The sequence below is a fragment of the Franzmannia pantelleriensis genome (assembly GCF_900102875.1).
GTDB classification, from domain to species: Bacteria; Pseudomonadota; Gammaproteobacteria; order Pseudomonadales; family Halomonadaceae; genus Franzmannia; species Franzmannia pantelleriensis.
In genome coordinates, this window is the sequence record NZ_FNGH01000009.1 from 119480 (window position 1) to 141158 (window position 21679).

At 64.6% G+C, this 21679-nt stretch carries 17 protein-coding genes; 1 reads left to right on the forward strand and 16 read right to left on the reverse strand.

The features are described 5' to 3' along the window. Positions 1-321: 321 nt before the first annotated feature. On the reverse strand, positions 322-1581 hold the full coding sequence (gene rho, locus BLT16_RS12730; RefSeq protein WP_089658892.1) for a transcription termination factor Rho: 1260 nt from the start codon (positions 1579-1581) through the stop codon (positions 322-324). 427 nt (positions 1582-2008) lie between these two features. Here rho and ppx point away from each other — a divergent pair, with 427 nt between their 5' ends. After that, a complete protein-coding gene (gene ppx, locus BLT16_RS12735; RefSeq protein ID WP_089658893.1) occupies positions 2009-3550 on the forward strand; it encodes an exopolyphosphatase in 1542 nt (513 codons plus the stop codon). Here ppx and tilS read toward each other — a convergent pair. The 15 genes from tilS to frr form a co-directional block, all read right to left on the reverse strand. Beyond that, positions 3516-4814 (reverse strand): tRNA lysidine(34) synthetase TilS, encoded by a 1299-nt coding sequence (gene tilS, locus BLT16_RS12740; RefSeq protein ID WP_089658894.1) that lies wholly within the window; start codon positions 4812-4814, stop codon positions 3516-3518. The genes ppx and tilS overlap by 35 nt on opposite strands. Positions 4815-4863: 49 nt before the next feature. Beyond that, complete coding sequence (gene accA, locus BLT16_RS12745; RefSeq protein WP_089658895.1) at positions 4864-5817, reverse strand: acetyl-CoA carboxylase carboxyl transferase subunit alpha; 954 nt, start codon at positions 5815-5817, stop codon at positions 4864-4866. A gap of 315 nt (positions 5818-6132) precedes the next feature. Beyond that, on the reverse strand, positions 6133-9633 hold the full coding sequence (gene dnaE, locus BLT16_RS12750) for a DNA polymerase III subunit alpha (RefSeq protein WP_089658896.1): 3501 nt from the start codon (positions 9631-9633) through the stop codon (positions 6133-6135). A gap of 76 nt (positions 9634-9709) precedes the next feature. Next, a complete protein-coding gene (gene rnhB / locus BLT16_RS12755) occupies positions 9710-10321 on the reverse strand; it encodes a ribonuclease HII (RefSeq protein ID WP_089658897.1) in 612 nt (203 codons plus the stop codon). Further along, a complete protein-coding gene (gene lpxB / locus BLT16_RS12760) occupies positions 10318-11529 on the reverse strand; it encodes a lipid-A-disaccharide synthase (protein WP_089658898.1) in 1212 nt (403 codons plus the stop codon). The genes rnhB and lpxB overlap by 4 nt, the downstream gene beginning before the upstream one ends. Positions 11530-11531: 2 nt before the next feature. Further along, positions 11532-12299 (reverse strand): acyl-ACP--UDP-N-acetylglucosamine O-acyltransferase, encoded by a 768-nt coding sequence (lpxA, locus tag BLT16_RS12765; RefSeq protein WP_089658899.1) that lies wholly within the window; start codon positions 12297-12299, stop codon positions 11532-11534. After that, a complete protein-coding gene (fabZ, locus tag BLT16_RS12770; RefSeq protein ID WP_089658990.1) occupies positions 12296-12739 on the reverse strand; it encodes a 3-hydroxyacyl-ACP dehydratase FabZ in 444 nt (147 codons plus the stop codon). The genes lpxA and fabZ overlap by 4 nt, the downstream gene beginning before the upstream one ends. 105 nt (positions 12740-12844) lie before the next feature. Then, entirely contained in the window at positions 12845-13885 is a 1041-nt protein-coding gene (lpxD, locus tag BLT16_RS12775) for a UDP-3-O-(3-hydroxymyristoyl)glucosamine N-acyltransferase (protein WP_089658900.1), read from the reverse strand. 51 nt (positions 13886-13936) lie between these two features. Next, entirely contained in the window at positions 13937-14443 is a 507-nt protein-coding gene (locus BLT16_RS12780; RefSeq protein WP_089658901.1) for an OmpH/Skp family outer membrane protein, read from the reverse strand. Positions 14444-14496: 53 nt separating this feature from the next. Next, the gene (bamA, locus tag BLT16_RS12785; RefSeq protein WP_245701646.1) at positions 14497-16830 is read right to left on the reverse strand and encodes an outer membrane protein assembly factor BamA; all 2334 of its coding nucleotides are present in this window, start codon (positions 16828-16830) and stop codon (positions 14497-14499) included. Positions 16831-16939: 109 nt separating this feature from the next. Continuing rightward, positions 16940-18298: a sigma E protease regulator RseP gene (gene rseP, locus BLT16_RS12790; RefSeq protein ID WP_089658902.1), complete on the reverse strand. Its 1359-nt coding sequence runs from the start codon at positions 18296-18298 to the stop codon at positions 16940-16942. Further along, positions 18299-19501 (reverse strand): 1-deoxy-D-xylulose-5-phosphate reductoisomerase, encoded by a 1203-nt coding sequence (gene ispC / locus BLT16_RS12795; RefSeq protein WP_089658903.1) that lies wholly within the window; start codon positions 19499-19501, stop codon positions 18299-18301. It lies immediately after the preceding gene. Between the two features lie 16 nt (positions 19502-19517). Further along, complete coding sequence (locus BLT16_RS12800) at positions 19518-20315, reverse strand: phosphatidate cytidylyltransferase (protein ID WP_089658904.1); 798 nt, start codon at positions 20313-20315, stop codon at positions 19518-19520. Further along, on the reverse strand, positions 20308-21066 hold the full coding sequence (uppS, locus tag BLT16_RS12805) for a polyprenyl diphosphate synthase (RefSeq protein WP_245701648.1): 759 nt from the start codon (positions 21064-21066) through the stop codon (positions 20308-20310). Before uppS ends, BLT16_RS12800 begins: the two co-directional genes overlap by 8 nt. A gap of 52 nt (positions 21067-21118) precedes the next feature. Next, positions 21119-21676: a ribosome recycling factor gene (gene frr / locus BLT16_RS12810; RefSeq protein ID WP_089658906.1), complete on the reverse strand. Its 558-nt coding sequence runs from the start codon at positions 21674-21676 to the stop codon at positions 21119-21121. Positions 21677-21679 lie beyond the last annotated feature (3 nt).

Below are 21679 nucleotides of genomic sequence, written 5' to 3' on the forward strand. Positions count from 1 at the left end.
TGCGAGGAGGCGCTGTAAACCCATCCCTGGGCGCTACCTTGCGCCCTGCTGCGCTCCCGCATCCTGCTTCGCTTGCAGGACCGGTGCTGGCCATCCATGGCCAGCCCGTTCGGAGCGATGCTCCTCACCCATGGCGCAAACCTCCTCTTCGGCCTGTCCCCGGTGCCGCTCGCCTTAGCCAGTAGTTGAAGCGTTGATGACTGGCCGTCGCGAGCGAAGACGAGACAAGGCGGAAAACAACGAAAGCGCGGAGTTTACTTTAGTAAATGAGCAGCTTGAGCTGTTTTCCAACGCCGTATCGTCGAGCGCAGCAGGCCAGAATTAGCGTCTCTTCATGGCCTCGAAGAACTCGATGTTCGTCTTGGTATCCTTGAGCCGGTCGATCAGGAACTCGGTGGCGCCCATATCGTCCATCGGGTTGAGCAGCTTGCGCAGGATCCACATGCGCTGCATCTCATCCTCGGAGGCCAGCAGGTCCTCGCGGCGGGTACCGCTGCGACGAATGTTGAGCGCCGGGTAGACACGCTTCTCGGCCAGCTTGCGATCGAGGTGCGCCTCCATGTTGCCGGTGCCCTTGAACTCCTCGAAGATCACCTCGTCCATCTTCGAGCCGGTGTCGACCAGCGCGGTGGCGATGATGGTCAGGCTGCCGCCCTCTTCGATATTACGTGCAGCACCGAAGAAACGCTTGGGCTTCTCCAGGGCATGGGCGTCGACACCACCGGTGAGCACCTTGCCGGAGCTGGGCACCACGGTATTGTAGGCGCGCGCCAGACGGGTAATGGAGTCAAGCAGGATCACCACATCCTTCTTGTGCTCGACCAGTCGCTTGGCCTTCTCGATCACCATCTCGGCGACCTGCACGTGACGCGCCGGCGGCTCGTCGAAGGTCGAGGCAACCACTTCACCGCGCACCGTGCGCGACATCTCGGTGACCTCCTCTGGCCGCTCGTCGATGAGCAGCACGATCAGGTGACACTCGGGATTGTTGCGCGTGATCGAGGTGGCGATGTTCTGCAGCATCAGCGTCTTGCCGGCCTTGGGCGGCGAGACGATCAGGCCGCGCTGGCCCTTGCCGATCGGCGCGGTGAGGTCGATGATGCGCGCGGTCAGATCCTCGGTAGAGCCGTTGCCGATCTCCATCACCATACGCTCGTCGGGAAACAGCGGGGTGAGGTTCTCGAACAGGATCTTGTGCTTGGCGTTTTCCGGCTTGTCGAAGTTGATCTGATTGACCTTCAACAGCGCAAAGTAGCGCTCACCCTCCTTGGGCGGACGAATCTTGCCAGAGATGGAATCGCCTTTGCGCAAGTTGAAGCGTCGAATCTGTGACGGCGACACATAGATGTCGTCGGGTCCGGCCAGATAAGAGCTGTCGGCGCTGCGCAAGAAGCCGAAACCGTCCTGGAGGATTTCCAGTACGCCATCGCCATAAATGTCTTCACCGCTCTTGGCATGTTTCTTGAGGATGGCGAAGATGATGTCTTGCTTGCGTGACCGTGCAAGATTGTCGGCACCCATTTCCTGGGCGATTTCCAACAGTTCGGGAACGGTCTTCTGCTTGAGTTCGGTAAGATTCATCGGATTGTTCAGAAATTGCTCGTGTCAGCGGGGCGATGTATATCGCCGAAATAAGACAGGAGGCGGTGACGAAACGCCGCGTGGTGCGTTCAGAGCCCGGCGGGCATTCACTCTCGGAGACATTCGCCAAACGGCGTTTCCGCCAGGAAACGACAGAGACGATAGCAAGCGAGGGAAGCAATGTTCATGTCGCCTGATTAACGGCTCGGAATGTGAAACACCATCCGGCACGGAATCAGCGGGCTGTCTGACGACTTGGAGTTGACCGCGACGCGGTCGGGAAGTATTCGGAACAGGCGAACGATTCGATGTTAGACAAGCCCGGCGGCAAACGCAAGCCCCCGTGCCGTATCGCATCAGCGGAGGCGGATTGACAAGCATCAAAGGGCGCCGCAACCTTGCAAGATGCAGATGCAAGGATCTCTACATGCTCTCTGATTCGGCCACGCGCAGGATGCCCAGCGCCAGCGACACCACCCGCCGGCTCGCCGCCATCGACCTCGGTTCCAACAGCTTCCACCTGCTGGTCGCCAACTACCAGGGCGGCCAGCTGCAGGTGGTGGCCAAGCTCGGTGAGAAAGTCCAGCTCGCCGCCGGCCTGGATGACCAGGCCCGGCTCAGTGAGGCGGCCATGCAGCGTGCCTTCGACTGCCTGGCGCGCTTTGCGCCCTTCATCGGCGATACCCCCGCCGATCAGCTGCGTGTCGTCGGTACCAATGCGCTGCGCGCCGCCAGCAACAGCCGCGACTTCATCGACCGCGCAGAGGCCCAGCTCGGCCACGGCATCGAAATCATCTCCGGCCGCGAGGAGGCGCGCCTGATCTACCTGGGCGCCGCCCACGCTCTGGCCGAAGTGCACGGTCGTCGATTGATCGTCGATATCGGCGGTGGCTCCACCGAGTACATCATTGGCGAGAACTTCGCACCGCTGGCGCTGGAGAGCCTGCATATGGGCTGCGTGACCTACACCCAGCGCTTCTTCGGCGACGGCGAGCTCAGTGAAAAGCGCTTTCGCCGTGCCGAGCTGGCAGCGCTATCGGAACTGGCCAACATTCGCCGCCCCTACCGCGAGCTGGGCTGGTCTGATCCGGTCGGTTCGAGCGGCACCGTCAAGGCCGCCGCCGCGGTGCTGGCGGCCAGCGACGAATGCCCCGAGGGGGTGATCGAACGCGAGGCACTGTTTAACCTGCGTAAGCGCCTGATCAAGTACAAGCGCCTCGACCAGGTGGCCATGGAGGGGCTCAAGGAGGATCGCGCCACGGTGTTTCCCGCCGGGATCGCGATACTCTGCGCAACCTTCGAGGCCTTCGACCTGGCGCAGATGCGCTTTGCTGACGGTGCGCTGCGCGAAGGGGTGCTCTACGACCTCGCCGGACGCAACACCGCCGAAGACTCGCGGCGTCAGTCGCTGGCGACCCTACGCCAGCGCTATGGAGTCGACCACGATCAAGCACAACGCGTGGCGAACAGCGCCCAGGCGCTGTTCGAGCAGGTAAGCGAGAACTGGACGCTAGCCGAAGAACAAGGGCAATTTCTCCACTGGGCGGCTCAGCTCCACGAGATCGGCCTGGCCATTTCGCACAGCCAGTTCCACCGCCACGGCGCCTACCTGCTGCATCACTCCGACCTGCCCGGCTTTTCGCGGCCCGAACAGCAGGCGTTGGCGTTCCTGGTGCGCGCCCACCGCCGCAAGTTTCCGCTCAAGGAGCTCGACGGCCTGCCACCGGCGCTGCAGCACCCCTATTCGCGACTTGCCCGCCTGCTAAGGCTGGCAGTGCTGCTCAACCACTCGCGTCCCGAAGTTCCGGCCAGCGGCGTCGAGCTGGTCGCCAAGGGTGACGACCTGATCCTGGCCCTTCACCAACCGCTGGACGACGCCGCGCTGCTGGTCACCGACCTGGAACAGGAGGTCGAGTACCAGGCCGCCGCGGGCTTCAGTCTGAGCCTGGTGGTTCCCGCGACGGCCTAAGATACCAGCCCGGTGCGCAGGGCACCGCGGCCCGCCCCGTTGCGTCGAGTACCGCGACCACCTGCTCGGCATGCCAAACCACCGCCAGCCGCTGCCGCTGCCAGGGCGGTACTCCGGCTTCCTGAAGCAGCCGCTTGAGGTCGCGACTACCGCGCTGAGGCTGCTGTAGCCGTTCGCCCCCCTGGCGGGCACTCACTCGCAGCGTTAGCGGCTCGCCGCCCTCAGGTTCAAGTACGCTGGCGAGCTGCCCCAGCGGCGTATCCAGTGGTTGACGACCATCCCACGCCACCTGCCAACCGTCGGGCAGTGACGGCTGCGGCGCCAGCAGGTAAAGGCCCCCACGCCAGCAGCGCGCCTCAGCGCCAGGCCATGCTACGCACACCTCGGCGTCAATGCGGCTGGCCAACTGCTCCAGAAGCGTCGCCAAGCGGGCGGCCGGCGGCATCGGCAACCCTAGGGTCTGGCAGCAGTGGCGGATCAACAGCCGTTGTCGAGGCTCCGATAGCGCCATTAGCGGCGTGATCGGCAGCCGCTCTGGATGGTCACCCAGCGCAGCCAGATCGAGGGCTGCCAGCTCACCGAGCAGCGCCTCGGCTTCACCGGCCAGCTGCGCGGAACGGGCCAGCGACGCCGACGCTTGCGGCCAACGCGCTTCTAGCAGCGGCATCAGCGCATGCCGCAGGCGATTACGATCGAGTGCGATATCGGTGTTGCTGGGGTCCTCGACCCAATCGAGCGCCAACTGACCTGCGGCCTCCTCGAGGTCAGCTCGCCCCACGCCCAATAGTGGCCGCTGCAGGTCGCGTCCCTGCCAGTCACGGCTGGCCAGCATGCCCGCCAGGCCCCTCACGCCGCTGCCGCGCAGTGCGGCGAGCAGGAAGCTCTCGGCCTGGTCGTCGCGGTGCTGGGCCAGCCACAGCGTCTCGCCATCGCCTACGCGGCGGGCAAAGGCGGCATAGCGCGCCTCCCGCGCAGCGCCCTCCAGCCCCTGGCCGGCGTCGCGCCCAACGCTGACCCGTTCGACGCACAGCGGAACCCCCAGCTGCGTGCAGAGCCGGTGGCAGTGGCGTTCGAAATCATCAGCGGCGGATTGCAGGCCATGGTTAACATGCAGGGCGTGCAGCGGGCGGGGATGACGGTGACAGGCGTCCGCGGCCAGGGTCAGCAGCAGCGAGGAGTCGAGCCCGCCGGAGAGCGCTACCCAGACAGCACGCCCCGGCGGGGTCTCCGCCAGGGCGCGATCGATCACAGATTGAAGGGGCATGGCCAATATCTCCGAGCCAGAGGGCCCGCTTCGAGCGCAGAAAGGGCCGTTAAGCAGGGGCGCCGTAGCTCATTAGGCGCTGATACCGCCGCTCCAGCAGCGCATCGATCTCCATGCTCTGCAAGCGGTCCAGGCTGCCCAGCAGGGACGCCTTGACACGCTCTGCCGTGGTCCGGGGGTGGCGATGTGCGCCGCCCAGCGGCTCGGGAATCAGGGTGTCGACGAAGCCCAGCTCCTCGAGCCTTTCAGCGGTGATACCCATGGCATGGGCGGCGTCGGATGCCTTCTCGGCGCTCTTCCACAGGATCGAGGCGCAGCCCTCGGGGGAAATCACCGAATAGGTAGAGTACTGCAGCATGGCGAGCTCGTCGCACACGCCGATCGCCAGCGCCCCACCAGAGCCGCCCTCGCCTACCACAGTGGCGATGATCGGCGTCTTGAGCCGCGACATCACCGCCAGGTTGTAGGCGATCGCCTCGGACTGGCCGCGCTCTTCGGCATCGATGCCCGGATACGCCCCGGGGGTGTCGATAAAGGTCAGCACCGGCATCTTGAAGCGCTCGGCCATCTCCATCAGGCGGCACGCCTTGCGATAGCCCTCGGGGCGCGGCATACCGAAATTGCGGCGTACCTTCTCCTTGACGTCGCGGCCCTTCTGATGGCCGATCACCATCACCGGCTTGTCGTCGAGGCGCGCGACGCCGCCGACGATGGCGGCGTCATCAGCGAAATGGCGGTCGCCGTGGAGCTCATCGAAGTCGGTGAAGACGTGCTCGAGGTAGTCGAGGGTGTAGGGACGCTGGGGGTGGCGTGACAGCTGGGAAACCTGCCAGGCACTGAGGTCCTTGAAGATCGACTCGGTGAGCTTCTTGCTCTTCTCTTCGAGCTTGGCGACCTCGTCATTGATATTGATCTTGCTGTCGTTGCCGACCAGCCGTAGCTCTTCGATCTTGGCCTGCAGTTCGGCGATGGGCTGTTCGAAATCGAGATAGTTGGGATTCATAGTGGCTAAGCCGCCTTGTCATTGCTGTCGCCGGGGAGGGTGAGTGACGCTCGCCCCGGCAGCCATAAAGTCGAGTGTCGGGCATTATCGCACCCTCAACGCGCTGCGCAAGGCAAGCGCATGATGTGTTCCATCGCCACACAAGAGCGCCGGAGACAGGGTGCCCGGCGCTGATCCGGCGGCAGGCCTTCGGGGAGGCGCTATAAACCCATCCCTGGGCGCTACCTTGCGCCATCCATGGCGCAAACCTCCCCTTCGACCTGCCCCCGGCGCGCCTCGCAACCAAGGTGATGAGTCCAGGCACTCTTCCTAGGCCTAGCGGTATTTCAAGCGCACGCCGTCCTGTCCCTCGACCTCACGCAGGGCGATCAGCAGCTCGTCGCTGGGCGCCACCTTCCACTCCTCGGCCAGCTCCAGCCAGCCGCTGGCGTCCTGGTTGCGGTACTTGAGCCGCACCGGCAGGCCGCTGGCGTCGCGATGGGGTGTCAGGCTCTCGCGCAGGCTGGCCACCAGCTTGCCGTTGGCACGGGCACCGTCCACCGAGAGCTCCACCGCCTGGCCGAACTTGCTGCGCGCATCGACCATGGGGGTGATCTCCTTGCCGCGCAGTCGCAGGCCCCCAGAGTAGTCATCGCTGGACACTTCACCCTCGACGATCAGCACCTGGTCGGCATCCAGGCGCCCGCGAAGCTGATCGAACAGCTCGCCGAACAGCGACGCCTCGATGCGCCCGGTGCGGTCGTCCAGGGTGACGAAGGCCATGGTGTCGCCGCGCTTGGACTTCATGGTGCGCACCCCCACCACCAGGCCAGCGACGCGCTGCGGCTCCCGCGACGGCTTGAGGTCGCTGATCCGCGTCGAGACGAAGCGCTTGAGCTCCTGCTCGTATTCATCGATGGGGTGGCCGGTGAGGTACAGCCCTAGGGTGTCCTTCTCACCCGCCAGGCGCTCCTTGTCGGTCCACTCGCGAGCACCGCGGTAATCGGCATAGGCATCGCCGGCCTCTTCGTCGACGAACGCCTCGCCAAACATGTCGATCATGCCCAGACTCTGGTTGCTGAGGTTCTGAGCAGCGGCCTTGAGCGCGGCTTCCAGAGCCGCGCTGAGCACCGCACGACTGGGCCCGAGGTTATCCAGCGCTCCAGAGCGGATCAGCGCCTCGAGGGTGCGCTTGTTCATGCGCTTGGGATCGACCCGACGGCAGAAGTCGAACAGGTCCTTGAACGGACCCTCGGCCTCGCGGGCCTCGACGATGGCGCCGATCGGCCCCTCACCGACGCCGCGAATCGCCCCTAGGCCGTAGACCACGCGACCCTCGGTATCCACGGTGAACTTATAGCCGCCGACGTTGACGTCCGGCGGGGTCACGGTGAGCTGGAGATTGCGGCACTCCTCGATCAGCGGCACCACCTTGTCGAGGTTGTCCATCTCGGTGGACATCACTGCGGCCATGAAGGGCCCGGGGTAGTGCGCTTTCAGCCATGCCGTTTGATAGGAGACCAGGCCATAGGCCGCCGAGTGCGACTTGTTGAAGCCGTAGCCGGCGAATTTTTCCACCAGATCGAAGATATTGCCGGCGAGATCCTTGTCGATGCCGTTCGCGGCACAGCCCTCCATGAAGCCGGCGCGCTGCTTGGCCATCTCCTCGGGCTTCTTCTTGCCCATGGCGCGACGCAGCATGTCGGCCTGGCCCAGGCTGTAGCCCGCCAACACCTGGGCGATCTGCATCACCTGCTCCTGGTAGAGGATGATGCCGTAGGTGGGCTCCAGCACCGGCTTGAGCAGCTCATGCTGGTAGTCGGGATGGGGAAAGGATATCTCGGCGCGGCCGTGCTTGCGGTTGATGAAGTCGTCAACCATGCCCGACTGCAGCGGCCCGGGGCGGAACAGCGCGACCAGGGCAATCATGTCTTCCAGGGAGTCGGGCAGCAGGCGCTTGATCAGCTCCTTCATGCCGCGGGATTCGAGCTGAAAGACCGCGGTGGTCTCGGCGCGCTTGAGCATGTCGAAGGTCGGCACATCATCGAGGGGGATGGTGTCGATGTTGAGCGGGCCTTCGCCTTTGGCGGCGCGCACCTTGTCGACCATCTCCAGTGCCCAGTCGATGATGGTCAGAGTACGCAGGCCAAGGAAGTCGAACTTGACCAGCCCGGCCTCCTCGATGTCGTTCTTGTCGAACTGCACCACCAGACCATTGCCCTCTTCGTCGCACAGCAGCGGCGAGAAGTCGGTTAGCTTGGTGGGGGCGATCACCACGCCGCCGGCGTGCTTGCCGGTGCCGCGGGTGATGCCCTCGAGCTTGAGCGCCATCTCCCAGATTTCGGCGGCCTCATCGTCGTTGTCGACGAACTCCTTGAGCGCCGGTTCCTGTTCGATGGCCTTGGCCAGGGTCATGCCAACCTCGAAGGGAATCAGCTTGGACAGCTTGTCACCCAGCGAGTAGGGGCGCCCTTGGGCGCGGGCCACGTCGCGCACCACGGCCTTGGCGGCCATGGTACCGAAGGTAACGATCTGCGACACCGCATTGCGGCCGTAGCGGTCGGCCACGTAGTCGATCACCCGGTCACGCTTCTCCATGCAGAAATCGACGTCGAAGTCAGGCATCGATACCCGTTCGGGGTTGAGGAAGCGCTCGAACAGCAGATCGTATTCGAGTGGATCGAGGTCGGTGATCTTCTGCGCATAGGCCACCAGCGAGCCCGCCCCCGAGCCGCGTCCCGGCCCCACCGGTACGTCGTTGTCCTTGGCCCACTGGATGAAGTCCATCACGATCAAGAAGTAGCCGGGAAAGCCCATCTGGATGATGATGTTCAATTCAAAGTCTAGGCGCTGACGATAACGCGCATCGATCTCGGCATACTCGGCGCCGTCGCGGGGATAACGTTCGACCGGGTAAAGGAAGTCGAGGCGCTCGGTGAGGCCGTCGTGGGAGATCTTGCGGAAGAACTCGTCCTGAGTCATGCCGTCGGGGATCTCGAACTCCGGCAGGAAGATCTCCCCCAAGCGTACGTCGACGTTGCAGCGCGCCGCGATCAATACGCTGTTCTCCAACGCCTCAGGAATATCGGCGAACAGCTCAGCCATCTCCGCCGGGCTCTTGAGGTACTGTTCCTCGCTATAGCGCCGCTCGCGGCGGCGATCGTCGAGCGCCTTGCCTTCACCAATGGCGACCCGGGTCTCGTGGGCCCAGAACTCCTCGCGATCGAGGAAGCGTACGTCATTGGTCGCCACCACCGGGGTGCCGCTCTGCTCGGCCAGGGCCACCGAGAGGTGCAGGCACTCCTCCTCGTACTGGCGCGAGGTGCGGGTCAGCTCCAGATAGAAACGCCCCGGAAAGTGGGCGTTCCACTCGTCGAGCAGGGCGCGGGCCTCGTCGGGGTGGTCGGCCAGCAGGTGGCGACCTACCTCGCCTTCGCGACCGCCAGAGAGCGCGATCAGGCCCTCGCTCTGTTCAAATACCCGGGTCTTGTCGAGAATTGCCAGCCCCTGGCGTTGGCCGTCTACCCAGCCGTGCGAGATCAGCTCGATAAGGTTGCGATAACCGACGTCGTTCATCGCCAACAGTGTCAGCCGGTAGGGGTGGCCTTCATCGTGGGGATTGTGCAGCCATAGGTCACTGCCGATGATCGGCTTGAGCCCGGCGCCCTGGGCCGCCTTGTAGGCTTTGACCAGGCCGAACAGGTTGGCCTCGTCGGTCATCGACACCGCCGGCATGCCGCGCTCGGCGGTGGCCTTGACCAGCGGCTTGAGGCGCACCAGGCCATCGACCAGGGAGTACTCGGTGTGAACGCGAAGATGAACGAAGGGCGTGGTCATGGCGAACTCAAGATGTGGCAGTCAAAAAAAGAAGATGGCTCGGCTCGCCTCGCTATGTCTCGAACGCGTAGCGTCTTTAAAACAACGCTAACTGGCGCTTGACCGGGCCGAAGGAGCGACGATGTTCGGGGAGCGCGCCGAGGCGCTCCAGGGCCGCCAGATGCTCGCGGGTCGGGTAGCCCTTGTGGCGAGCGAAGCCGTAGTCGGGATGGCGGGCGTCGAGCGCCAGCATCTGCGCATCGCGGGCCACCTTGGCGAGTATCGAAGCAGCGGCAATGGTCGGGTGGCGGGCGTCGCCCTTGACCACCGCTTGGCCAGGAACATGATGCCCGGGCAGTCGATTGCCGTCCACCAGCAGATACTCGGCGGCCGGCGCCAAGCCATCGATGGCGCGGCGCATGGCCAGATGCGTGGCGTGGTAGATATTTAGCGCGTCGATCTCGGCGGCGCTGGCCTCGGCCACGGCGAAGGCAAGGGCATGCTCACGAATCTCGGTGTCCAGCGCTTCGCGACGCTTGGCGCTGAGCGTCTTGGAGTCATTGAGCCCCGCCACCGGGCGCGCCGGATCGAGGATCACCGCCGCGGCCACCACGCTACCCACCAGCGGCCCGCGCCCCACCTCGTCGACCCCAGCCAGACGCTCGCCATGATAATCAACCACCAGCGGCGGCAACGTCGTGGCCTTCATAGGCGCCCCTCGAGCGACGCATCGAGTTCCCCTGCGGCGACGCTCTCAGGCAGCGCCCGACCGTCGATCAGCGCGGCGATAGCGTCCACCGCCCGCTCACTGGCACCGCGCTGCAGTCCAGCATGCATTTCGGCGAAGCGCGACTCCAGCGCCGCGCGCTCAGCGCTGTTGTCGAGCATCTCGTCGAGGGCTGCGGCAATGGCGTCGGGGCTGGCGGCGTCCTGGATCAACTCTGGCACCAGCGCTTCGCGGGCAATCAGGTTGGGCAACGAGATCCAGTCGGTTTTGACCAGACGCTTGGCCAGCCAGTGGGTAGTGGGGGCCATCTTGTAGGCCACCAGCATCGGTCGATGGCAGAGCATCGCCTCCAGCGCCGCAGTGCCCGACGCCAGCAGCACGGCATCCGCCGCCACCATCGCCTCCCGGGACTGGCCATCGAGCAGCGTCAAGCGCTCGGCCAGCGTCGGGTATGCGGTCACCAGCGCCTCGAGCTCACCTCGCCGCTGCGCGTTAGCCGCCGGCACCACCAGCCTCAGCCCCGGCCGGGCCTGGCAGAGACGCTCGGCGGCGTCGAAAAAGGTGGCCCCCAGAAAGCGTATCTCGTTGGCCCGCGAGCCGGGCAGCAGCGCTAGCAGCTCGCTGTTTTCGGCCAGGCCAAGCTGACGACGCATCGCCGGGCGGTCCGTCTCCAACGGCATGTCGTCGGCCAGTGGGTGGCCGACGAAGGCTACTGGCACGCGGTGCCGCGCATAGAAGGCTGCCTCGAAAGGCAGGAAGGTGAGCATGGCATCTACCGACTTGGCGATACCCTTGACCCGCCCCTGCCGCCAGGCCCATACCGAGGGGCTGACGTAGTGCGCGGTGGTGACCCCGGCCTCACGAAGCTGGCGTTCGAGGCCGAGATTGAAGTCGGGGGCATCGATGCCAAGCATGATATCGGGCTGCCAGGCCAGTGCATCGCGCCGCAATTCACGGCGCACGCCGACCAGCCGCGGCAGATGCTTGAGCACCTCGACCAGCCCCATCACCGAGAGGGTTTCCAGGGGGAAGCGGCTGTCGATGCCCTCGGCGAGCATGCGCGGCCCGCCGATACCGCGAAAGGCCACTCCCGGGTAACGCGCCTTGAGAGCGCGCATCAAGCTGGCGCCGAGGATGTCGCCTGAGAGTTCGCCGGCGACCAGATAGACCTTGAGTGCGGGGGTTGTCATGCCTAGCGCGTGATGCCGCGGGAGGCCACTTCGATAGAAGCCACGAAGGTGGCGACCTCTGGCAACTCAAAGCGCCGACGTATTTCAGCCAGCGCCTGCTCGACGGTGAGCCCCTGGCGATAGACCAGCTTGTAGGACTCGCCCAGCGCCTTGAGCGCCTCACGCGAAAAACCGCGCCGCTTTAACCCAACCAGGTTGAGGCCATGCGCCTCGGCGGGATTGCCGTTGATCATCACGAAGGCGGGGGTATCCTTGGTGATGATCGAGCCGCCACCGGCCATGGCATGAGTGCCGAAGTGGCAGAACTGATGTACCGCCGAGAGCCCGCCGAGGATGGCGAAGTCGCCCAGCTTGACGTGGCCGGCGAGCGTTACCTGGTTGGCCAGGATGCAGTCGCTACCGATCACGCAGTCGTGGCCGACGTGGGCGTAGGCCATGAACAGGTTGCGTGAGCCGATGGTCGTCTCGCCGCGGTCCTGAGACGTACCGCGGTGCAGCGTCACGCCCTCGCGGATGACGTTGTCGTCACCCATGACCAGGCGGGTCGGCTCACCGGCGTATTTCTTGTCCTGGCAGTCTTCACCCACCGACGCGAACTGAAAGATCCGCGTGCGGGCACCAAGCACGGTCGGTCCCTTGATCACCACATGCGGGCCGATCTTCGAACCTGGGCCGATCTCGACGTCGGCACCGATCACGCTGAACGGGCCGACCTCGACGTCATCGGCCAGCCGGGCGGCGGGGTCAACGAGCGCGGTAGGATGAATCAAGCGACCTTCCTCTCGGCGCAGATGATTTCGGCCTCGCAGGCCACTTCGTTGTCGACGCTGGCACGACAGGCGAACTTCCAGATGCCACGCTTCTCACGGATCACCTTGGCCTCGATGTGCAGCTGATCGCCAGGCATCACCGGTCGCTTGAAGCGTACGTTGTCGCTACCCACCAAGTAGTAGACATAGCCGTCCGCCGGTAACTTGTTGACCGTCTTGAAGCCCAGTATGCCGCACGCCTGGGCCATCGCCTCAATCACCAGCACACCTGGCATGATCGGATGATGCGGGAAGTGGCCGTTGAAGAACGGCTCGTTGATGCTAACGTTCTTGTAGCCGCGGATCAGTTCGCCGAGTTCCAGTTCGGTGACGCGATCGATCAGCAGAAAGGGGTAGCGGTGAGGTAGATACTCACGAATCTCGTTGATTTCCATTACCATCGATGCGACCTCTGAAAAAGCGAAACGGCTCACCTCGGTGAGCATGCAGTGGCGGCAGGCGCCTCCCTGGCCAGGACAGCGATTATAGCGGCAGGCTGACGAGACTCAACGGCCGCCGTGATGCTTTTCAAGACGTGCCAGCCGCTTGGCGATGTCGTCGAGCTGCTTGAAGCGCACGGCGTTCTTGCGCCACTGAGCGTTGCTCATGGCCCCGGTGCCGGAGGAGTAAACGCCCGGCTCGTGAATCGAATTAGTGACCAGGCTCATGCCGGTGACCTGCACACCGTCACAGATCGTCAGATGTCCGGAGAGCCCCACACCGCCGCCCAGCATGCAATGCTTGCCGACTTTGGTGGAGCCGGCAATGCCCACGCAGCCGGCCAGGGCGCTGTGATCGCCGATCTGTACGTTGTGGGCAATCTGCACCTGGCTGTCGATCTTGACGTCGTTGCCGATGAGGGTATCGCCAAGGGCACCGCGATCGATGCTCGAACAGCTGCCGACCTCGACATCATCCCCCATTACCACACCGCCGAGCTGGGCGATCTTGTGCCAGCGGCTGCCGTCGTGGGCGAACCCGAAGCCATCGCCGCCGATCACACAGCCGCTATGCAGTATGGCCCGCTCGCCAATCACCACGCCGTGGCAGACTGTGACGTTGGCATGCAGCCGTGAGTCGGCGCCAATCCGGCTATCGGCACCCACTACGCTACCCGGGCCAATCACCGCACGGGCACCGATGACGACCCCGGCCTCGATTACCGCATTGGGGCCGACCTGGACATCGGTGCCGAGCGTGGCGCCAGCCTCGATCACTGCAGATGGGTGCACCCCTTGCGGCGGACGCTGCGCCAACGGGTCGAACAGCCGCGACAGCTCGGCATAGCCGAGGTAGGGGTTGTCGAGGGTCAGGCAGGTGACCGGGCATTCACCGGCGTGGCTGGGGTGCAGCAGGACGGCCGCCGCACGCGTGCTGGCCAGGTGCTTGAGATAGGCTTTGTTGGCGAGAAAGCTGATCTCATCAGGGCCAGCATCGCTGAGTGTCGCCAGGCCGCTCACCGGCACATTGCTATCACCTACCACTCGGGCGCCCAAGCGCTCGGCAAGGTCGTGGAGCGTATAGCGGTGAGAGATGGCGTCGGTCATGGAACCTGATTCGGCTAAAGGAGGCAGGGCCCCGCCCTCACGGGCGGGCACTCAGTTCATCGAGTCGAGAATCTCGGTGACTTCGTCGGTGAGATTCATCAGATCCTGGTTGGTATTGATGATGCCGTTGATATCCATCAGCACATCGATGCCGTGGCGCGCCATGACCTCGTCAACGGCGCGCTCCAGCTTGGGCTCGGCGTCCTGCAGAAAAGCCTGCTCGGCCTGCTGCTGGGCCTGCATGATCTGCTGGCGAAGTTCGACGAACTGTCGCTCCTTCTGCTGACCTTCCTGCATCAGCGACTGACGCTCACTGTCGGACATCACCGCGCCATCCTGCTGCAGACGCTCCTGAAGCCGCTCCAGCTCCTGGCCCAACGACTGCGCCTGCTGCTGCTGGCTACCGATCTGGCTCTCGAGCTGGCTCATCGACTGCTGAGCGGCGCGGGTTTCCATCAGCGCCTGGCGCCAATCAACCACTGCCACTTCTGTCGCTTGGGCAACCGAGGCGAACAGGCCCAGCAACCCGATGAACATGACACTCATTGTCTTACGCATGACACCACTCTCCTGAAAAACATGCCCCATTCGGGCGCTCCATGGTACCCGCCTTAGAAGGTCTGGCCCAGTGAGAACTGGAAGAACTGGGTATCGTCGCCTTCCTTGTCGTTGAGCGGCTCGGCAATGCTGAAGGTCAGCGGCCCCACCGGCGTCAGCCACGACAGGCCGATACCCACACTGTAGCGCAGCTCACTGAGATCAATGCCAGATTCACAGCGCGACTGATCGCCGTCGAGCACCTCATAGCAATCGGTCAGGAAGGTATTGCCGGCATCCAGGAAGAAGCCGGTCTGCACCGAGCGCTGATCCTCCATGAACGGCGTCGGGAACAGCAGCTCGGCCGAGCCCTCGACCAGCACGTTGCCGCCCAGGGTCCGGTCGTTGCCGCCGCCGCGCGGGGTGGTGCGCGGCCCCAGTGTATTGCCGGTGAAGCCGCGCACCGAGCCCAGGCCACCGGAGAAGAAGTTCTCGTAGAATGGATAAGGATCGTTACCGATGGTGTCGGCATAGCCGAGGGTACCGCCGAACTTCAGCGACCAGTCATTATTGAGCTCGAACAGCTGCTGGGCGCGGGCACGCAGCTTGTAGTACTCGGCGTCGCTACCCGGCGCGGCGGTTTCCAGCGAAATCCGCTGGTAGTTACCGGCAGTGGGCATCACGCCGCGGTTGAGGTTGTTGCGCGTCCAGCTGGCGGTGAGTTTGAGACTCTGGGCACCGGCGCCTTCATCCTCAACGTAGCGTACGATCTCGGAGGCGGTATCGTTGTACGTCTGAACCGTCAGGTCTTCCACCGAGGCGCCGAAGTTGAGGCGCGCCAGCTCGTTGATCGGATAGCCGAAGTTGATCCCTGCGCCGTAGGCGTCGGTGGAGTAGGTCGAGATATCCGAGTCTTCGTAGTCTGTTTCGCGGTAGTAGAGGTTATAGCCCCGTGAGATGCCGTCCAGCGTCCAGTAGGGGTCGGTAAAGCCGAAGTTGAGGCTGGTGAAGGTGTCGCTGCGCTGGGCACCGACGTTGACCCGATTACCGCTACCGAGGAAGTTGTTCTGCGACAGCGCCGCGCCGTAGATCACCCCGGCGCTCTGCGAGAAGCCGACGCTGGCCGAGATCGAGCCCGAGGGCTGCTCTTCGACGTTGTAGGTCACGTCGAGCAGGTCGCTCTCACCGGGCACCGGCTGGGTGTCGACATCGACCTGGCGGAAGAAGCCGAGGCGCTCGAGGCGCTGGCGCGACTGACGAATCTGGTCGGTGGAAGCCGGCGCTCCCTCCATCTGGATCATCTCGCGGCGCAGCACCTCATCTTCGGTGGTGGTGTTGCCTTCAAAGTTGATGCGCCGCACATAGGCACGCTGACCGGGATTGACATTGAACACCACGTCCACCGTCTCGCCGTCGGCGGACGGCTGCGGCCGGGCATCGACGTTGGCGAAGGCGAAGCCTTCAGCGCCGAGGCGCGAGCGCAGCGCCTCGGATGACGCCGTGATGTCGCTGCGCGAGAAAACCGCACCGGACTCGGCGGTAACCAGCTCGCGGGCCTCGGTCTCGGGAATCTCCAGGTCGCCAGCGAAGCGGATATTGCCAAGCCGGAACTGCTGCCCCTCATCGACGTTGACGGTGATGAATATCTCCGACTTGTCGGGGCTGATCGAGACCTGGGTCGAGCTGATATCAAAGTTGACATAGCCGCGGTCGAGATAATAAGAGCGTAATCGCTCGAGATCGCCGGACAGCGCCTCGCGGGAGTATTCATCACGCGAGAACCAGCCGAAGAAGCGCCCGGGGCGGTCGTTGAGCTCGAACTGGTCACGCAGGGTGTCATCGTCGAATGCTTCGTTGCCGACGATGTTGATCTGGCGGATCGAGGCCACCGCGCCTTCATTGATATCGATGTTGACGCGCACCCGGCTCTCGTCGATCTCGTCGACGCTGGCATCGATGCGCGCGCTATAGCGGCCTTGGGCCTGATAGACCTGCTCCAGCTCGCGCTGGATCTCCTCGAGGGTCGACAGCTGCAGTACCTGGCCCTCGGCGAGCCCGGCATCGCTCAGACCGCTGCGCAGGTCGTCTTCGGAGATCTGCGAATTGCCGGTGATATTCAAGGCGGTAATGAACGGACGCTCGACCACCTGAATGATCAGGATATCGCCGTCGCGGGCCAGTTGGACGTCGTCGAACAGGCCGGTGCCAAACAGCTCACGCGCGGCATCGGCCAACTCGCGCTCATCGACACGATCACTGGTGCTGACGGGAAAAGCATTGAACACGGAGGCTGCAGAAACTCGCTGCAGGCCCTCTACGCGGATGTCGGAAACATTAAAAGAGTCTGCCAGCGCTACCTGGGCGCTGGTAAGCAGCAGCGCCGCCAATCCGATGGTCTTGAGTTTCATGCAGTCGATTCGCTCGAGTTGGTCTGCCCGCGTGTGGAACAGGCACCATATACATTTGTGCAGGGTCCTGACAAGCCGAGGCCCGCCGAACCCTGCCGCGGGTCGTGTGTCACCATAGCCGCATCAGGTCGAAATAGAGCGCCATCAGCATCAAGCTGCCGACCAGCGCCACCCCGATGCGCAGCCCCATGGCCTGAGCGCGCTCCGATACCGGCTTGCCGCGCACCGCCTCGACGGCGTAGTAGACCAGGTGTCCACCATCCAGCACCGGGATCGGTAGCAGGTTGAGGATCGCCAGACTGATCGACAGGTAGGCCAGGAAGCTGACGAAGGTCTCGAGGCCGGTGCGCGCCGAGTCGCCGGCCACTCGGGCGATGGTGATCGGCCCCGAGAGGTTCGACGGCGAGATCAGGCCGACGAACATCTTGCGGATGGCGTCGACGGTGAGCAGCGACATCTCGCCAGTGCGTGACAGCGACTGCCCCACTGCGGCCAGCGGCCCGTAGCGAATCTCGCGGCGATACTCCTCGGGCCACTCCACCGGCTCGGCGCCGGCGCCAATATAGCCAATCACGATCCCGTCCTCGAGCTCATTGCGCCCGGGGGTCAACTCGATGGGCAGGGTCTCACCGCCACGCGCCACCTCAAGGGCCAGAGATGACTCGGGGCTGGCGCGAACCAGATCGACGAAGTGCAGCCAGTCGTCCACCGGCTCACCGTCCACCGTCAGCACCCGATCGCCGGGCTGGAGTCCGGCCCGGCCCGCGGCCTCGCCGTCGAGAATCTGACCCAACACCGCCGGGAACGATGGCCGCCACGGTTCCAGCCCCAGGCTCGGCAGCGGCTGTGGTGGATCCTGGCGCACCAGCCAATTGTCGACCGGCAACTGATAGTCACGTGCGCTGCTGCTGCCCTCATCGCGGGCGCTGACCGAGAGCGTTCCGCTGTGGCCGATGGCCGCGATCAGCTTGAGATTGATCTCGTCCCAGGAGCGCACTGCTTCGCCCTGTACCGCGACAATCTCTTGACCCGGGCTGAGCCCGCCCTCTTCAGCCGGCGACCCAGGGGCTATACTGCCAACCACCGGCGCCACCGTGGTGGTGCCGACCACGAACATCAGCCAGTAGGCGACGATCGCCAGCAGGAAGTTGGCCAGCGGCCCGGCGGCAACGATGGCGATGCGCTGCCACACCGTCTTGCGGTTGAAGGCCTGGTCCTGCTCGGCGGGGTCCACCGGGCCTTCGCGCTCGTCGAGCATCTTGACGTAGCCGCCCAGCGGGATCGCCGCCACCGCAAACTCGGTACCGTGGCGGTCGACCCGCGACCACAGCGGTTTGCCGAAGCCTACCGAGAAACGTAGCACTTTCACCCCGCAGCGCCGTGCTACCCAAAAGTGGCCGTACTCGTGGAAGGTGATCAATACGCCGAGCACCACGATCACTGCCAGGATATTCTGTATCACGCCCATCTACGTCGTCTCCTCGAGCATCCGCGCCAGGATCCCCTGGGCGGCCTGGCGCGCCTGGCTATCCTCGTCGAGGATCGTCGCCAGCTCATCCGCCGCCAGCACCGGGCGCGCCTCGCGCACCCGCGCCACCAGCTCGGCAATAGCGCTGAAGCGCAGCTGGCCAGCGAGGAAGGCGTCCACCGCCACCTCGTTGGCCGCATTGAGCACCGCCGGCGCCGTGCCGCCATCCACCATCGCTTCGCGAGCCAGGCGCAGGCAGGGAAAGGCCGTCTCATCCGGCGCCTGGAAGTCGAGCCGCGCCACCTGGAACAGGTCGAGCGGCTCGACGCCGGCCGCGATGCGCTCCGGCCAGGCCAACCCGTAGGCGATCGGCGTGCGCATATCGGGGTTGCCCAGTTGAGCAATCACGGAGCCATCGCTGTAGGCGGCCATGGAGTGGATCACGCTCTGCGGGTGCACCACTACCTGCACCTGCTGCGGTGCGGCGTCGAACAGCCAGCACGCCTCGATCAGTTCGAGCCCCTTGTTCATCAGGGTAGCGCTGTCCACCGAGATCTTGCGGCCCATCGACCAGTTGGGGTGGGCGCAGGCCTGGGCCGGCGTTACCTCGGCCAGTTGTGCCGGCGTCCAGCCCAGGAAGGGCCCGCCGGACGCGGTCAACAACAGCTGGGTGACGCCGTGGCGACTTAGCCCGCCGCGGTGCTCAGCGGGTAGACACTGGTAGATGGCATTGTGTTCGGAATCGATCGGCAGCAAGGTCGCGCCATGGGTCGCCACGGCGTCCATGAATAGCGCCCCGCCCATCACCAACGCTTCCTTGTTGGCCAGCAGCACGCGCTTGCCGGCGCGCACCGCGGCCAGCGTCGGCAGTAGCCCTGCGGCGCCGACGATGGCCGCCATCACCACGTCGACCTCGCCGGCCTCGGCAACCTCGACCAGGGCGGCCTCGCCGGCGCGCACCTCAGTCTCAAGCCGCGCCTCGGCCAGCCGTTCGCGTAGCCAGGCGGCATCCTGCTCGTAGGCCAGCACCGCCACCGCTGGACGGTGTCGATGGCATAGCGCCAGCAGCGACGCCCGCGAGGTATGGGCGGTCAGCGCGTGCAGGCGATAGCGGTCGGGATGACGAGCGATGACGTCCAAGGTGCTGGTACCGATCGAGCCGGTGGCGCCCAGCACGCTGACCAGCTGCGGCGAATCACTCATAAAGGCCACACGCGACTCACAGCCAACCACCGAGCAGCGCAAACCACGGCACCGCCGCGGTGAGGCTGTCGATACGGTCGAGCACGCCACCGTGGCCAGGCAGCAGGGCACTGGAGTCCTTGATGCCGCGATAACGCTTGAGCATGCTCTCGACCAGATCGCCGAGCACCGAGATAAGCGTCACTAGCCAGGTGATTACCACCAGCGCCAGACCCTGCCACAGGCCTAGCGACTGCCAGGTCGCGAACAGCAGCGCCAGCAGGGTGGTCGCGGCCAGGCCGCCGGCCACGCCCTCCCAAGATTTACCGGGACTGACCCGCGGCGCCAGCTTGCGCCGGCCGAAGGCGCGGCCGGCAAAGTAGGCGCCGGTGTCGGCGCACCACACCAGCAGCAGCACGAACAGCAGCCATACTGCCCCGCTGTCACGCAGGCTGATGAACCCCACCCAGCACGGCAGCAGCACCCATAGCCCCATGACCAGGCGCCGCGGTGTCGCCTGCCACTGAGCGCCCTTATCGGGATAGTGGATGACCCAGTAGAGGTTGGCCAACCAGCCCAGCACCCCTAGCCATAGCAGCCAGGTGGCATGGACGGCGCCTGCCAGCCACAGCACCAGCATCAGCAGCGCCATGGCCGCGGCGCCCAATAGACGCTGGCGCTGGCCCTCGCAGCCCGCCAAGTTGACCCACTCCCAGCTCGCCAGCAGCACGATCAGCGCGGTGAACAGTGCAAAAGCGCCGCCATCGAGCCAGAACAGGCCCAGCAGGACCAGCGGTGCAAGCCATAGGGCGGTGATGATTCGCTGTTTAAGCATGCTGTGCCTCGACCTGCTCATCGGTCATGCCAAAACGTCGCAGTCGACCGCGATATGATTCGAGCGCCTGGTCGAAGGCGGCGCCGTCGAAGTCGGGCCATAGCACCGGCGTAAAGTAGAACTCAGCGTAGGCCAGCTGCCAGAGCAGGAAATTGGAGATGCGCTGTTCACCGCTGGTGCGGATACAGAGATCCACCGGCGGCGCTTCTGCCAGGCACACCTGGCTGCCAAGGGCGGCCTCATCGACCTGCTCGGCACGTAGCTCGCCGGCCTCGACACGCGCGGCCAGTCGTCGGGCGGCCCGCGCCAGATCCCATTGGCCGCCGTAGTTGGCGGCGATCACCAGATGCAGCCCGCGGTTGTCGCGAGTCAGCGCCTCGGCGCGTGCAATATGCTGCTGAATCGACGCCGAAAAGCCGTCGCGATCACCGATGACCGAGAGGCGGATATCGTGCTCATGAAGCTTCTTGACCTCGCGCTTGAGTGCCCACAGGAACAGCTCCATCAGTGCGCTGACCTCATCGGCGGGTCGCCGCCAGTTTTCGCTCGAGAAGGCAAACAGGGTCAGCGTCTCGATGCGCCGCTCAGCGGCGCGGCGGATCACCGCACGCACCGATTCGACACCGGCACGATGACCGCGCACGCCGGAAAAGCCGCGTGCACGTGCCCAGCGATTGTTGCCATCCATGATCACCGCCACGTGACGTGGCAGGCCATCACGGCACTCTTGTGAAGACAGCGTTGAGGACATGGGGTCTCGCATCGGGAGGGAAGATGGGGCGGGCACATGGCCCGCCAGCCGCTCAGACCTGCATCAGGTCGTGTTCCTTGGCTTCCAGCAGGCTGTCGATCTCGCCGATGTACTTGTCGGTGAGCTTCTGGATCATGTCCTCGCCCTTGTGCTGCTCGTCCTCGGAGATCTCCTTGTCCTTGAGCAGCGACTTGAGATCACCGTTGGCGTCACGGCGCACGTTGCGCACCGCCACACGCGCATGCTCCGCCTCGCTACGCGCCTGCTTGATGTAGCCCTTGCGGGTCTCTTCGGTGAGCATCGGCATCGGCACGCGAATCACGCTACCGGCGGTGGACGGATTGAGCCCCAGGTCAGCGGTCATGATCGCCTTCTCGACCTTGGGTACCATGTCCTTCTCCCAGGGCGATACGGTCAGCGTGCGGGCATCCTCGATGTTGACGCTGGCCACCTGGTTGATCGGTACCTGGCCGCCGTAGTACTCCACCATCACCGCATCGAGAATACTGGTGTGGGCACGTCCGGTACGAATCTTGTGGAAGTTGCTCTGCAGCGCCTCGAGACTCTTCTTCATGCGAGACTCGGCGTCTTTCTGAATATCGTTGATCACGTC

Excerpts from the sequence above, each read along its gene's own strand:
- tilS (WP_089658894.1), bottom strand. The coding sequence starts at position 4,814 with ATGCCCCTTCAATCTGTGATCGATCGCGCCCTGGCGGAGACCCCGCCG.
- ppx (WP_089658893.1), top strand. The coding sequence starts at position 2,009 with ATGCTCTCTGATTCGGCCACGCGCAGGATGCCCAGCGCCAGCGACACC.
- fabZ (WP_089658990.1), bottom strand. The coding sequence starts at position 12,739 with ATGGTAATGGAAATCAACGAGATTCGTGAGTATCTACCTCACCGCTAC.
- bamA (WP_245701646.1), bottom strand. The coding sequence starts at position 16,830 with ATGAAACTCAAGACCATCGGATTGGCGGCGCTGCTGCTTACCAGCGCC.
- rho (WP_089658892.1), bottom strand. The coding sequence starts at position 1,581 with ATGAATCTTACCGAACTCAAGCAGAAGACCGTTCCCGAACTGTTGGAA.
- rseP (WP_089658902.1), bottom strand. The coding sequence starts at position 18,298 with ATGGGCGTGATACAGAATATCCTGGCAGTGATCGTGGTGCTCGGCGTA.
- lpxD (WP_089658900.1), bottom strand. The coding sequence starts at position 13,885 with ATGACCGACGCCATCTCTCACCGCTATACGCTCCACGACCTTGCCGAG.
- uppS (WP_245701648.1), bottom strand. The coding sequence starts at position 21,066 with ATGTCCTCAACGCTGTCTTCACAAGAGTGCCGTGATGGCCTGCCACGT.
- accA (WP_089658895.1), bottom strand. The coding sequence starts at position 5,817 with ATGAATCCCAACTATCTCGATTTCGAACAGCCCATCGCCGAACTGCAG.
- BLT16_RS12800 (WP_089658904.1), bottom strand. The coding sequence starts at position 20,315 with ATGCTTAAACAGCGAATCATCACCGCCCTATGGCTTGCACCGCTGGTC.
- lpxB (WP_089658898.1), bottom strand. The coding sequence starts at position 11,529 with ATGACAACCCCCGCACTCAAGGTCTATCTGGTCGCCGGCGAACTCTCA.
- dnaE (WP_089658896.1), bottom strand. The coding sequence starts at position 9,633 with ATGACCACGCCCTTCGTTCATCTTCGCGTTCACACCGAGTACTCCCTG.
- BLT16_RS12780 (WP_089658901.1), bottom strand. The coding sequence starts at position 14,443 with ATGCGTAAGACAATGAGTGTCATGTTCATCGGGTTGCTGGGCCTGTTC.
- rnhB (WP_089658897.1), bottom strand. The coding sequence starts at position 10,321 with ATGAAGGCCACGACGTTGCCGCCGCTGGTGGTTGATTATCATGGCGAG.
- ispC (WP_089658903.1), bottom strand. The coding sequence starts at position 19,501 with ATGAGTGATTCGCCGCAGCTGGTCAGCGTGCTGGGCGCCACCGGCTCG.